The organism is Microvirga aerilata (assembly GCF_016743775.1).
Classification (GTDB): domain Bacteria; phylum Pseudomonadota; class Alphaproteobacteria; order Rhizobiales; family Beijerinckiaceae; genus Microvirga; species Microvirga aerilata.
On sequence record NZ_JAEQMY010000101.1, the window covers coordinates 1 to 13253 of the forward strand.

Genomic DNA, 13253 nt, shown 5'->3' on the forward strand with positions numbered 1-13253 from the left:
CTGTCGTGCCTGGGCAGGCGGGGAGCCGGAACCAGGATGGTCGCAGGAGATGGCGGCGCGCCCTGCTCTTGTTCTGCACCGTTAGCGGTTATGGATCCCCTTCCCTCGCTGCGCTCGCCGGGGATGACAGCGGAGCGCTGACCTCGGTGTCATTCCCGGCCGGAGCGAAGCGGAGGGGAAGGGAATCCATAGCACCACGCTTGGGAGTGGATGCCTCTCCAGCCCTGCCGCCGGGATGACAGCCTCAACGTTATCCTCGGTGGACGAGTGCAGTGCGAGCTTCCCTCTTCCTTGTGGGGAGGGCCAGGGTGGGGGTGCCGGCGCCTCACCTTTATAAGCACTCGCTCACACCCCACCTCCAACTCCTCCCCACAAGGGGGAGGAGGGCCGGTCGTGCCGCCCTCGTCCGACGATCCCGGAACAACGCCGCCTCGGGCAACCGAAAGGGCGTCATTGCCGGTTGGGGCGCAGGGAGGAGCCATGCGCTCGACCCCTGCGATCGGATGCCCATCATCGCCCAACAGGCATGCCCCCGCTCGCGGTGTCCGCGCCTGTGCGGGCACCCGGATGGGAGCGTGTCAGGCCCGTCCTCTGGCGCTCTTTTCCGTCTTCACCCGATGCTCGACGAAGTTGCGGATTTCGCGGGTGCGCCGCTGGGGCTCCAAAACCTCCGCATCGATGCCATGCCGCCAGGCGAGATCGAAGCGGGTGGGATCCCGGTGCAGGGCCGCCAGATCCGCCGTGTAGGCCAGGGCGTCCTCGGGCGTCCGGCAGAAGCCTTCCCGCACCAGGATGTCGGTGCGACGCTCCAGGATGGCGGCGAGTTCGCCAAGGGAGAATTCCGGATGATACTGCACGCCCCAGAATACGCCGCCGTCCTGGCGGATCTCCGCCGCCTGAACCGGCGAGACCGCGTTGCCCGCCAGCACCGTGCAGTCGCCTGGGAGCGCCGTCACCATGTCGAGATGAATGGCCGGCGCGTCATAGGCGGCGGGGCGGCCTTCGAGCAGGGGATGGGCCCGGCCCGCTTCCGTCGGGGTCAGCTTGCGGGCAAAGCCCACCTCGCGCCCCAGTGGGTTTTGCCGCACGTCGCCATCGGCCGCGACCGCCGCCACCTGCAGGCCCCAGCAGGAACCGAACGACGGGGTGCGGGAGGCGTAGACCGCCCGCATGAGATCGATCTGGCGCACGATATCGGGGGTGCGGTCATAGATGTTGAGGTGCGAGCCGGTGAGCACGATCCCGTCGTAGGATTCGAGCCCTGCGGCATCCGGCAGGTTGGCGCCCTCGTCGGCCGGAAAGGCGATGTCGCAGACGGCGCCGCCCTCGATCTCCTGCAGAACCTCCGCATAGGACTCCGACAGCGTCAGTCCATAGGCCTGCTTGTGGGCCTGCCTTGCGCCACGCGTATTGCCCTCGACCACCAGAAACCTTAAGCCCATCAGCGTCACCCGCCTCCATCCGGTGCCGGTTTAGCCAAACGGCGCGCGGCGGCAAGCGCAATTGCACCGAACCCGGGGGAAAGCCCCTTTTGGCGCGGTGCGCCAGGAGATCCTGCCTTCCATGACGATCCTGCATTCCCTTCGGAAATGGGTGTGGGGCCAGGCTTACCTGCTCCTGACCCTCACCACCCTCATGTGGGGCGGCAACGCCATTGCCGGGCGCCTGGCCGTGGGCGAGGTGTCCCCCATGGTGCTCACCTGCCTGCGCTGGGTGATCGTGGTCGCGGTCATGCTGCCGCTGGTGGGCCGGCAGGTTGCGGCGGAATGGCCGAAGATCAGGGCGCGCTGGGCTTTCACGATCCTCATGGGCACCTTCGGGTTCACCGCCTTCAATGCCCTGTTCTATGCCGCGGCCCACTACACGACCGCCGTGAACCTCACGATCTTCCAGGGCTCCATCCCGGTGCTCGTGCTCCTCGGCACGGTCCTGTTCTTCGGAGCGCGCGTCATCCCGCTGCAGATCTTAGGCATGATCGTCACGATCCTCGGCGTGGTTCTGGTTTCGGTGAAGGCCGATCTTCAGATCCTCAAGACGCTGGCGCTCAATATCGGCGATGTCTGGACGCTGATCGCCTGCGTGTTCTATGCGGCCTATACGCTCGGCCTGCGCCATCGCCCGGCCATTCCGGGCCTCGTCTTCTTCGCCGCCCTGGCAGGGGTCGCCTTCCTCAGCTCCCTGCCCCTGCTCGGGCTGGAGATCGCGCGCGGCGCGGCGCAGCTCCCCACTCCGAGGGGCTGGATCATCCTGCTCTATGTCGGCCTGCTGCCATCCCTGCTGTCGCAGGTCTTCTTCATTCGCGGGGTCGAGCTGATCGGCCCGGCGCGGGCCGGGCTCTTCGTCAATCTCGTGCCGATCTTCGGCGCGCTGCTTGCCGTGGTGCTGCTGGGCGAGCCCTTCGCGCTTTACCATGCGCTAGGCCTCGTGCTGGTTCTCGGCGGCATCTGGCTCTCGGAGCGGCGGCGGTAGCTCCCGCTGTCATCCCTTCGCAGGCGGGGATCCATAACCACGACGCTGATGGTTGAGACGATGCGACAACCGCTGCGTCCTCTTCTGCATCGTCAGCGGTCATGGATCCCGGGCTCCGCTCAAGCGGCCCCGGGATAGCCGTGGGAGACTTTGCTAATCCGCGAACACCACGGTCTTGCGGCCGTTGAGCAGAATGCGGTCTTCCAGGTGATACCGCACGGCGCGGGCGAGAACCCGGCGCTCGATGTCGCGGCCCTTGCGCACGAGGTCGTCCGCCGTGTCGCGGTGGGTGATCGATTCCACGTCCTGCGCGATGATCGGACCCTCGTCGAGATCCGACGTCACGTAGTGGGCGGTGGCGCCGATCAGCTTCACGCCGCGCGTATGCGCCTGGTGGTACGGCTTGGCGCCCTTGAAGCTGGGAAGAAACGAATGGTGGATGTTGATGCAGCGTCCCGCCAGTTTCGCCGCCAGCCCGTCGGACAGCACCTGCATGTAACGGGCGAGCACCACGAGGTCGGCCTTCGCGTCGCGGATGACCTCCCAGACCCGGGCTTCCTGTTCGAGCTTGGTGTCCTTCGTGACGGGAAGATAGTGGAACGGGACATTGCCCAGATCCACATGGCTGTAGGTCTCGACGGGATGATTGGCGATGACGCCCACCGGCTCGAAGGCGAGCTCGTCGATGCGCCAACGGTAGAGCAGATCCGCCAGGCAGTGATCGAACTTCGACACCAGGAGCATGACCCGGCGCTTCTCGCTCGGATCGCGCAGGGTCCATGTCATGGAAAAGCGCTCGGCCAACGGCGCGAAGCCGGTTTTCAACGCGGCGAGATCGCTCTTTCCGGAAACGGGATCGAAGACGACCCGCATGAAGAAGCGGTCCGTTTGCGTGTCGTCGTATTGCTGGGCATCGAGGATGTTGAGGCCCGCATCGGACAGATGCCCTGCCACGGCGGCCACGATGCCGGGACGGTTCGCGCAGGCGAGCGTCAGAACGAAGCGCTGTCGCAGGGATGATGTCATGATGCTAGCCTCTTCATGCTTGTCGCGTCTTCCGGCGAACCGGTATCCACTTCGCCGGAAGACGTTTTTTAGAACCGCACGGCGCGGGCGCGCTTGACCTGCGGGATATCCTCGATCCGGCGCAGGAGCTCGTCGGAAACCGGCTGGTCGACCGACACGAAGCAGATCGCGTCGCCGCCGGGCTTGTCGCGGCCCAAAGCGAAGGTCGCGACGTTCACGCCCGACTCGCCGAGCAGGGTGCCGAAGCGGCCGATGAAGCCGGGCTTGTCGTCGTTGCGCACATAGATCATGTGGGCTGCGAACTCCGCATCCACCGCGATGTCGCGGATGTCCACGACGCGGGGCTTGCCGTCCTGGAACACGGTGCCGCCCGCGTGGCGCGCCATGTCCTCCGCATCCACGATGATGCGGATGAAGCTCTCGTAGTCGCGCGCCGCGTTCTCGCGCTTGACCTCTTCCACCATGATGCCGCGATCGCGCGCCACGAGCGGCGCCGACACCATGTTGATGTCCTGCAGGAAGGGACGCAGCACGCCGGTCACCGCGGCCGAGGTGAGCGCGCGGGTGTTCATCTCGGCAACGTTGCCCTCGTACTCGATGCGGATGCCCTTGATGGGCGCTTCCGTGAGCTGGCCCAGGAAGGAGCCGAGCTTTTCGGCGAGCGCCACGAAAGGCTTGAGGCGCGGCGCTTCCTCCGCCGTGATTGACGGGAAGTTCACGGCGTTCTGGATCGCGCCCTGCAGCAGGTAGTCCGACATCTGCTCGGCCACCTGCAGGGCCACGTTCTCCTGCGCCTCCGTGGTGGCGGCGCCCAAGTGAGGCGTGCAGACCACGTTGGGATGGCCGAAGAGCGGGTTCGAGGTCGCCGGCTCCTCGACGAACACGTCGAAGGCAGCCCCCGCCACATGGCCGGAATCGAGCGCTGCGCGAAGCGCGACTTCATCGACAAGGCCGCCGCGGGCGCAGTTGACGATACGCACGCCCTTCTTGGTCTTGGCGATGTTCTCGGCCGAGAGAACGTTCTTCGTTTTCTCGGTCATCGGCACGTGCAGCGTGATGATGTCGGCGCGGCGCAGCAGGTCGTCCAGCTCCACCTTCTCGACGCCGATCTCAAGGGCGCGCTCCGGCGACAGGAAGGGATCGTAGGCGATCACCTTCATGCGAAGCCCGATGGCGCGGTCGGCCACGATGGATCCGATATTGCCGCAGCCGATGACGCCGAGCACCTTGCCCGTGAGCTCCACGCCCATGAAGCGGTTCTTCTCCCACTTGCCGGCCTGCGTCGAGGCATCCGCCTGCGGGATCTGGCGCGCGAGCGCGAACATCATGGCAATCGCATGCTCGGCCGTGGTGATGGAGTTGCCGAAGGGCGTGTTCATGACGATCACGCCGCGCGCCGTGGCGGCGGGGATCTCCACGTTGTCCACGCCGATGCCGGCGCGGCCGATCACCTTCAGGTTCGTGGCCTTCTCCAGGATCTTCGCCGTGACCTTGGTGGCGGACCGGATGGCAAGGCCGTCATACTGGCCGATGATCTGGGCGAGCTTGTCCTTGTCCTTGCCGAGATCGGGCTGGAAGTCCACGTCGATGCCGCGATCCTTGAAGATCTGCACGGCGGCGGGAGAAAGAGCGTCGGAAATGAGAACGCGGGGAGCGGGCATGGTGCACCTCAGATTTGCCGTCCCTTCACCCTCCCCTTGAGGGGGAGGGTCGGCTCGAAGAGCCGGGGTGGGGTGAACGGCACTGTCGTTTGATTGTATATGCGTTTTGTCCGAGGACGACGAAGACGGGCAGTGTTGCCACCCCACCCCGCCGCCCTTATGGGCGTCGACCCTCCCCCTCAAGGGGAGGGTGAAGAGCGCTACGCCGCTTTCGCGAGCTTCGCCTTTTCCTGCGCGAAGGCCCAGTCGAGCCAGGGAGTCAGGGCCTCCAGGTCGGACTGCTCGACCGTGGCGCCGCACCAGATGCGCAAGCCCGGAGGGGCGTCGCGATAGGCGCCGATGTCGAGGGCCACGCCCTCCTTCTCCAGCGCCGTGGTGATGCCCTTGGCCACCTGCGCGACCGCCTCGGGGCCCTTGGCCACGATATCCGGATCGGCGATCACGAGGCAGACGCTGGTGTTGGAGGCGGTGGCCGGATCCTTGGCGAGGTTGGCGATCCACGGGGTCTTCGCCACCCAATCGGTGATCACCTTCGCGTTGGCGTCGGCCTTGGCGACAAGCGCGTTCAAACCGCCGATGGACTTCGCCCATTCGAGCGCGTCGATATAGTCCTCGACCGCCAGCATGGACGGGGTGTTGATGGTCTCGCCCTCGAAGATGCCCTCGATCAGCTTGCCGCCCTTGGTCATGCGGAAGATCTTCGGCAGCGGCCAGGCGGGCTTGTAGGTCTCCAGGCGCTCGACGGCGCGGGGCGACAGGATGAGCATGCCGTGGGCCGCCTCGCCGCCCAGCACCTTCTGCCAGGAGAAGGTGACCACGTCGAGCTTGGCGAAATCGAGCTTCTGCGCGAAGGCCGCCGAGGTGGCGTCGCAGATGGTCAGCCCCTCGCGATCGGCGGCGATCCAGTCGGCGCTCTGCACGCGCACGCCGGAGGTGGTGCCGTTCCACGTGAAGACCACGTCGCGGGTCTTGGTGTCGACCTGAGCGAGATCGGGAAGCTCGCCATAAGGCGCGCCGATCACCCGGGCGTCGGCGAGCTTGAGCTGCTTGACCACGTCCGTGACCCAGCCCTCGCCGAAGCTTTCCCAGGCGAGCATGTCGACCGGACGGGCGCCGAGCATGGACCACAGCACCATCTCCACGGCCCCGGTGTCGGAGGCGGGCACGATGCCGATGCGGTAATCGGCCGGCACGTCAAGAACCTCGCGGGTCAGGTCGATGGCGAGCTTCAGGCGCGCCTTGCCGAGCTTGGCGCGGTGCGAGCGGCCGAGGCTGTCGGTTTTGAGGTTTGCCAAGGACCATCCGGGGCGCTTCGCGCAGGGGCCGGACGAAAAGAAAGGCGCGTGCGGACGCGCGGCGGGCAGGTCTGTCATGGTATCCATCCTTACAGATGGGCGCCTCTCGGTGGGGAGAGGTGTCCCGCCGACCGGTATGACGGAGGCGGGGGCCACGGTCAAGGCGGATACCGCTGGGGCAGCGGCGGAGATTGCCAAGTTCTAAGGTGAGATTACGAAATCGTAATACAAATCATCGTGTTCATTGGGATATGTTCGGCGTTCCCGGCGTATACTGTGCTAGGACGATTTCCGACATCTGCGACCAAAGAAGACGACTGTGTAAGGAGCGAGCATGCGTGTGTCCGGTCAACTTGCTGTCATCGCCGTGCTGGGGGCAGCAGGCTTTGGCGGCTGGTACGCCTACAAGGGCGGCCACTTGGCCAATGTGCCGGTGATCGGCGCCTATGTGAGCCAGCCCGCCCCGCAGGCGGGCGCTCCGGGAGCACGCGGCCGCGGCCCCACGGGACCCGCGACGGTCGAGGTCGATACGGTCAAGACGGGGCGCATCGTGGAGATCCGCGAGGCGGTGGGCACGGTGCGTGCCTACGAGTCGATCATGGTGACCGCCAAGGTGGCAGGCATCATCGGCGAGATCGGCTTCGAGGAAGGCCAGAAGGTCAAGGCCGGGGATCTGCTGGTGCAGTTCGATGCCGCCGAGCGCCGCGCCGCCATCGAGCAGGCCGCCGCCGAAGCCAACCGGGCCACGGCCCTGCGCAACGAGGTCGCCATCAAGCTCGAGCGCGCCCAGACCCTGCGCCGCACGGGCGCCGGCACCGAGGCCCAGGTCGAGGACCTGACGGCCCAGATGAAGTCGCTTGAAGGCTCCATCGCGTCCGCCCAGGCCCAGCGCAAGGCAGCGGAGGCGCGGCTCGAGGACCTGACGATCCGCGCTCCCTTCGCCGGCCGGGTCGGCACCCGCTCCGTTTCGCTCGGCGCCTATGTGGCGCCCGGCACCCGCATCACCTCCCTCGACGACCTCTCCAAGGTGCGCCTCGACTTCGCCGTGCCGGAAAATCTGCTCGGCCGCCTCAAGCCGGGCCAGACGGTCACTGCCACCGCCGCCGCCTATCGCGGGCGGACCTTCAAGGGCACCGTCGCCACCATCGATCCCCGGGTGGAGCAGACCACCCGCACGGCCCGCCTTACCGCCGAGTTCGACAACCCGGACGAAGCGCTGAAGCCCGGCATGTTCCTGTCCGTGGCCCTGGAGATTTCCGCCAATGACGAGGCGGTGGTGGTGCCCGAGGAATCCATCGTCAGCGAGGGCCTTCGCCAGATCGTGTATCTGGTCAAGGACAACAAGGTCGACCGGCGCGTCATCACCATCGGCCAGCGCCAGGGCGGCAAGGTCGAGGTGCTGGAGGGCCTGAAGGGCGGCGAGATCATCGTCGTGCTCGGCGTCCAGCGCGTGCGTCCGGGGGCCGAGGTCATCGCCCGCCCCTTGGGCTCGGCAACACCCGCGGCTCCCGTGCCTGCTGCCAATCGCGAGCAGCCCTCCCGCTCCTCGCTGAACATGCCGCAGGCCATCGGCAGCGCCCAGGCCGCCGAGCGCAACTAGCATGCCGTCCGTGTCATTCCCGGCCGGAAGCGCAGCGGAAGGAATCCATGGCGCTCAGCGCGTGAGTGGATCCCCTTCCGTCGCTTCCCTCGCCGGGGACGACACCAGGTGCCCCATCGAACGACTTGACCCTTACGGGATCGAATAAAGCCATGCAGGTTTCAGACCTCTTCATCCGCCGTCCCGTCTTCGCCGTCGTGGTAAGCCTGCTGCTGATCGTGGGCGGCCTTGCGGCGCTCCTGAAGCTGCCGGTGCGCGAGTATCCGAGCGTGGACCGCCCGGTCGTTTCCGTCTCGACGGTTTATCGCGGCGCCTCGAACGAGGTGATCGAGAGCCGCGTCACGGAGGTGATCGAAGGCGCTGTCGCCGGCATCGAGGGCATCGAGCAGATCCGCTCCCAGAGCCAGAACGAGCGCTCTTCCGTGACGATCGAGTTCGACGTATCGCGCGATCCCGAGGGCGCAACCTCCGACGTGCGCGACGCGGTGTTCCGCGTGGTCGGGCGGCTGCCGGACGGTGTCGACCAGCCCGTGATCCGTAAAGTGGACGACAACGCCTCGGCCATCATGTGGATCAGCGTCACCTCGTCCACCTACGACGCGCTCGAGCTCAGCGACTTCCTGAAGCGGGTCTACGTGGACCGGCTCTCGACGGTGCCCGGCGTCGCCAACGTTTATCTCGCCGGTGAGCGGCGCTATTCCATGCGCATCTGGGTCGACCGCCCGGCGCTTGCCGCGCGCGGCCTGACCGTGCAGGACCTGGAAGCGGCCATCAAGCGCCAGAACGTGGAGCTGCCCGGCGGGCGCATCGAGTCCGCGCAGCGCGAATTCACCGTCAAGACGGATTCCCGCCTCTCCTCCCCGCAGGATTTCGAGCAGCTGATCGTTTCGAACAAGAACGGCTATCTCGTGCGCCTGAACGAGGTGGCGCAGGTCGAGGTCGGCCCGGAGGACAACCGTTTCGAGTTCTACGAATCCGGCAAGGTTGCCACGGGCCTCGGCATCGTGCGCCAGTCCACGGCCAACACCCTGTCGGTGGCCGATGGCGTCCGCGAGGAGCTCGAGGCCCTGAAACCCTCCCTGCCGCCGGGCACCACGGCGGAGGTTTCCTATGACGAGAGCCAGTTCATCAGCGCATCCATCAACGGCGTGCTGAAAACGCTGCTCGAAGGCGTCGGCCTCGTGATCCTCGTGATCCTGGTCTTCCTGCGGGACTGGCGCTCGACCATCGTGGCCATCGTGGCGATCCCGGTTTCGATCATCGCGGCCTGCATGGTGATGGCCTACTTCAACGCCTCCATCAACGTGCTGACGCTCCTGGCCGTCGTGCTCGCCATCGGCATCGTGGTGGACGACGCCATCGTGGAAATCGAGAACGTTCACCGGCGCATCGAGGAGGGCCAGCCGCCGCTGCTCGCCTCCTTCGACGGCGCGCGCGAGATCGGCTTCGCGGTGATCGCCACGACCGCCACGCTGATGGCGGTGTTCGTGCCGCTGGCGTTCATGACGGGCAACACGGGCCAGCTCTTCCGCGAGTTCGGCATCACGCTTGCCGCCGCCATCTTCTTCTCCGGCGTCGTGGCGCGCACGCTCACGCCCATGATGTGCTCGAAGCTGATGGTGCCGGCCCATGGCCGCATCCAGCGCATGACGGAGCCGTTCTTCACGGGCATGAACAATGTCTATCGGGGCATCCTGACCCGGGTGCTCAGGGCTCCCCTGGTGATCCTGGCGGTGGGCTTCGCCATTTCCCTGTCAGCCTACGGGCTCTTCCAGATGCTGCCGAAGAACTTCGCCCCCACGGAGGATCGCGGCGCCATCATCGTGCGCATCGACGCACCCGAGGGCGCGAGCCTGGACTACACCCGCGAGCGGGTGAGGGAGGTCGAGCGCCTCCTCCTGCCCTATCAGGAGCAGGGCGTCGTCTCCTCCATCACGAGCCAGGTGGCGCCCGGTTTCGCGCGCCCGTCGCCGGTGAATGCGGGCATGATCATCGTCCGCCTCGTTCCGTGGGAACAGCGGACGGTGAAGCAGCAGGACTTGGTGCAGGAGATCAACCGCAAGGTGGCGAACCTGCCCGGCGCGCGCGTTTCTCCGATCAATCCCGGCTCGCTCGGCCAACGCGGCCCCTCGAAGCCGATCCAGTTCGTGCTCGGCGGGCCGGACTACGACACCTTGCGCGAATGGCGCGATACCGTGATGCAGAAGGCCCAGGAAACGGGCATGTTCGTGAACATGGATTCCGACTACCGGGAATCCCAACCCGACATCCGGGTTCAGATCGACCGGCAGCGCGCCGCCGATCTGGGCGTATCCGTCGAGGATATCGGCCGGACGCTTGAGCTGATGTTCGGCGAGCGGGAGGTGTCCACCTTCGTCAGCCGCGGCGAGGAATACTCCGTGATCATGCGCGGACGCGCCGAGGACCGCGCGACGCCCAACGATCTCGCCAACACTTTCGTGCGGTCGACCAACGGCGAAGTCGTGCCCCTCTCGTCCTTCGTGACCCTGACGGAGTCGGCTGCGCCGCAAACCCTGAACCGCTTCAACCGGATGCGCGCGATCACCATCGATGCCGGGCTCAGGCCCGATGTCTCCATCGGCGATGCCCTCGAAACCCTCCAGGAGATCGTGCGGACGGAACTGCCCGCGGATGTGCGGATCGGCTACAGGGGGCAGTCGCAGGATTTCCGGGATTCCTCGAACGCCATCTACATCACCTTCGGCATGGCGCTGCTGGTGGTGTTCCTCGTGCTGGCGGCCCAATTCGAGAGCTGGATCAACCCCTTCATCATCATGCTGACCGTGCCGCTCGCCGTCACGGGCGGATTGGCGGCGCTCGTCATCACGGGGCAGTCGCTCAACATCTACAGCCAGATCGGCATGATCCTGCTCATCGGCCTGATGACGAAGAACGGCATTCTCATTGTGGAGTTCGCCAACCAGCTGCGCGAGCAGGGCATGTCGGTGTGGGACGCGGTGATCGAGGCTTCCGTGCTGCGTCTCAGGCCGATCCTGATGACGTCCATCGCCATGATCGGCGGCGCGATCCCGCTCGCCTGGTCGACCGGCGCCGGGGCCGAGGCGCGCAACGCCATCGGCACGGTAATCGTGGGCGGCGTCACCATGTCCACGCTTCTGACCGTGCTCGTGGTGCCCGCGATCTACCTGCTCCTCGGCGGTTACACCAAGCCCTCCACCTATGTGAGCGAGATGCTCGACAGGCTGCGCGTTCAGACCGGCCAGCGCGCCCATGGCGAGGACCTGCCGCGCCACACCGCGCCGCAGCCGCCGGCCCACCCGGCGGAGTGATCCTTGGCCCTGGAGCCCTGTCCACTGCGACGGAATGAGCTCTAGGGCTCAGGCTCGCCGCATTATTTGCGCGGCGAGCCGGACCCGCTTCGCCAAAGAATGCTCCGGCTCAGGCAGGCATGCAAAAAGCCCCGGCGAGACCGTCGCCGGGGCTTTTTCCTTGAAGCCGTGAAGTGAAGAACCGCGTTACGCGGCGACCTTGGAGGCGGCCTGGGTTACGGCGTCCACCACGTCGTCCACCACCCGGTTGACGAGATCCCGGTCGTCGCCTTCGGCCATCACGCGGATGACGGGCTCGGTGCCCGAGGGACGGATCACGAGACGGCCGCCGTTGCCGAGGCGCTCGCGCCCGGCCTCGATGGCCTTGATGACGGAAGCCTCCTGCAGGGGTTTTCCTGCCTTGTAGCGCACGTTCTTGAGCACCTGGGGCAGCGGCTCGAAGCAGTGGCAGACCTCCGAGACGGGCTTGCCGAGGCGCTTGACCACCGCCAGAACCTGAAGGGCCGCGATGAGGCCGTCGCCGGTGGTGGTGTAGTCCGACATGATGATGTGGCCGGACTGCTCGCCGCCGAGATTGAAGCCGTGGGCCCGCATGTGCTCGAGCACGTAGCGGTCGCCGACGGCGGTGCGGACGAGACCCAGGCCCATGCCGTTCAGGTACCGCTCCAGGCCGAGATTGGACATGATCGTGGCTACGACGCCCGGCTGCGACAGGCGGCCGTCGTCCTTCCAGGAGCGGGCGACGACGCCCATCAGCTGGTCGCCGTCGATCTTCTGGCCCTTCTCGTCGACGATCAGCACCCGGTCGGCATCGCCGTCGAGGGCGATGCCCACATCGGCGCGCAGCTCGCGCACCTTGCCGATCAAGGCATCCGGCGCGGTGGAGCCGACGGCGTGATTGATGTTGAAGCCGTTCGGCTCGACGCCGATCGACATGACCTCCGCGCCCAGCTCCCAGAGGGCTTCCGGCGCGACCTTGTAGCCCGCCCCGTTGGCGCAATCGACGACGACGCGCATGCCCTCCAGATCGAGCTGGCGCGGCAGGGTGCGCTTGGCGAACTCGATGTAGCGGGCCTGGACGCTCTCGATGCGCTTGGCCCGGCCCAGGGTGGCGGACTCGGCCAAACGCCGCGTCAGGTCGGAGTCGATCAGCGCCTCGATCTCAAGCTCCATATCGTCGTTGAGCTTGAAGCCGTCGGGCCCGAACAGCTTGATGCCGTTGTCTTCATAGGGATTGTGGGACGCCGAGATCATCACGCCCAGGTCGCAGCGCATGGAGCGGGTCAGCATGGCCACCGCCGGCGTCGGGATCGGGCCGAGCAGCAGCACGTCCATGCCCACCGACGTGAAGCCCGCCTGAAGGGCGGACTCGATCATGTAGCCGGACAGGCGCGTATCCTTGCCGATCACGACCCGGTGGCGGTAATCGCCGCGCTGCTGGAACATGAGACCGGCCGCCTGGCCCACCCGCAGGGCGAGGTCCGGCGTGATGATCCCGTTGGCCCGGCCCCGGATTCCATCGGTTCCGAAGTATTTACGCACGTGCTTTGTCTCCGCATTCCGTAGCGCCGATGCGCTCTTTGGCTTTTTCAAAGCAACCTCCCTATGGTCGGTCAAGGCTTTGAGGCCAATTCGCGCCATCACAAGTGATAAGCGATTGTTACAAGCCTTAAACCCTGCCCCGAGGAGAAACTAGACCTTTCAGGTAAACAAAAAAGAACGCCCGCTGCGGGAGCGGGCGTTCGAAAGGCTTTGGCGATATGGCGGCTTAAGCCTGCGGCTGTGGCTCCATGCCGCCGTCGCTCTCCCGCGGGCGGCCGCGGCCTGCGGTGGGAACGGCGGAGCCGCGCACCGGAGTGAGCGTGTCGCCGGTGTCCCGGATCGGGGGCTG

The 13253-nt window shown here is 66.4% G+C and carries 9 protein-coding genes; 4 read left to right on the top strand and 5 right to left on the bottom strand.

Annotated elements, in window-relative coordinates:
- Window positions 1-578 precede the first annotated feature (578 nt).
- Window positions 579-1442: a type 1 glutamine amidotransferase gene (locus tag JKG68_RS27550; RefSeq protein WP_202065130.1), complete on the bottom strand. Its 864-nt coding sequence runs from the start codon at window positions 1440-1442 to the stop codon at window positions 579-581.
- Window positions 1443-1563: 121 nt separating this feature from the next.
- Between JKG68_RS27550 and JKG68_RS27555 the strand changes: the two genes are divergently transcribed.
- Complete coding sequence (locus JKG68_RS27555) at window positions 1564-2469, top strand: DMT family transporter (RefSeq protein WP_202065132.1); 906 nt, start codon at window positions 1564-1566, stop codon at window positions 2467-2469.
- 153 nt (window positions 2470-2622) lie between these two features.
- Here the strand turns inward: JKG68_RS27555 and purU are convergent, their stop codons facing one another.
- The 3 genes from purU to JKG68_RS27570 form a co-directional block, all read right to left on the bottom strand.
- Window positions 2623-3495, bottom strand: coding sequence for a formyltetrahydrofolate deformylase (gene purU, locus JKG68_RS27560; RefSeq protein ID WP_202065137.1), 873 nt, complete (start codon window positions 3493-3495; stop codon window positions 2623-2625).
- A gap of 68 nt (window positions 3496-3563) precedes the next feature.
- Window positions 3564-5156 (bottom strand): phosphoglycerate dehydrogenase, encoded by a 1593-nt coding sequence (gene serA / locus JKG68_RS27565; RefSeq protein ID WP_202065138.1) that lies wholly within the window; start codon window positions 5154-5156, stop codon window positions 3564-3566.
- A gap of 200 nt (window positions 5157-5356) precedes the next feature.
- Complete coding sequence (locus tag JKG68_RS27570) at window positions 5357-6529, bottom strand: phosphoserine transaminase (RefSeq protein WP_202065140.1); 1173 nt, start codon at window positions 6527-6529, stop codon at window positions 5357-5359.
- On the opposite strand from JKG68_RS27570, the gene JKG68_RS34340 reads away from it, so the two are divergent.
- The 3 genes from JKG68_RS34340 to JKG68_RS27580 all read left to right on the top strand — a co-directional run bounded on the left by JKG68_RS34340 (window position 6528) and on the right by JKG68_RS27580 (window position 11362).
- A complete protein-coding gene (locus JKG68_RS34340) occupies window positions 6528-6656 on the top strand; it encodes a hypothetical protein (protein ID WP_281399238.1) in 129 nt (42 codons plus the stop codon). The genes JKG68_RS27570 and JKG68_RS34340 overlap by 2 nt on opposite strands.
- Window positions 6657-6785: 129 nt before the next feature.
- Window positions 6786-8051 (top strand): efflux RND transporter periplasmic adaptor subunit, encoded by a 1266-nt coding sequence (locus JKG68_RS27575; protein WP_202065141.1) that lies wholly within the window; start codon window positions 6786-6788, stop codon window positions 8049-8051.
- 152 nt (window positions 8052-8203) lie between these two features.
- Complete coding sequence (locus tag JKG68_RS27580; RefSeq protein WP_202065142.1) at window positions 8204-11362, top strand: efflux RND transporter permease subunit; 3159 nt, start codon at window positions 8204-8206, stop codon at window positions 11360-11362.
- A 186-nt stretch (window positions 11363-11548) separates the two neighbouring features.
- Here JKG68_RS27580 and glmM read toward each other — a convergent pair whose 3' ends face one another.
- Complete coding sequence (gene glmM, locus JKG68_RS27585; RefSeq protein ID WP_202065143.1) at window positions 11549-12904, bottom strand: phosphoglucosamine mutase; 1356 nt, start codon at window positions 12902-12904, stop codon at window positions 11549-11551.
- Window positions 12905-13253: the final 349 nt, after the last annotated feature.

Bases quoted from the DNA above. Each gene is read 5' to 3' on its own strand.
- purU (WP_202065137.1), bottom strand. From the start codon at position 3,495: ATGACATCATCCCTGCGACAGCGCTTCGTTCTGACGCTCGCCTGCGCG.
- JKG68_RS27570 (WP_202065140.1), bottom strand. From the start codon at position 6,529: ATGACAGACCTGCCCGCCGCGCGTCCGCACGCGCCTTTCTTTTCGTCC.
- JKG68_RS34340 (WP_281399238.1), top strand. From the start codon at position 6,528: ATGGTATCCATCCTTACAGATGGGCGCCTCTCGGTGGGGAGAGGTGTC.
- JKG68_RS27580 (WP_202065142.1), top strand. From the start codon at position 8,204: ATGCAGGTTTCAGACCTCTTCATCCGCCGTCCCGTCTTCGCCGTCGTG.
- JKG68_RS27555 (WP_202065132.1), top strand. From the start codon at position 1,564: ATGACGATCCTGCATTCCCTTCGGAAATGGGTGTGGGGCCAGGCTTAC.
- JKG68_RS27550 (WP_202065130.1), bottom strand. From the start codon at position 1,442: ATGGGCTTAAGGTTTCTGGTGGTCGAGGGCAATACGCGTGGCGCAAGG.
- serA (WP_202065138.1), bottom strand. From the start codon at position 5,156: ATGCCCGCTCCCCGCGTTCTCATTTCCGACGCTCTTTCTCCCGCCGCC.
- JKG68_RS27575 (WP_202065141.1), top strand. From the start codon at position 6,786: ATGCGTGTGTCCGGTCAACTTGCTGTCATCGCCGTGCTGGGGGCAGCA.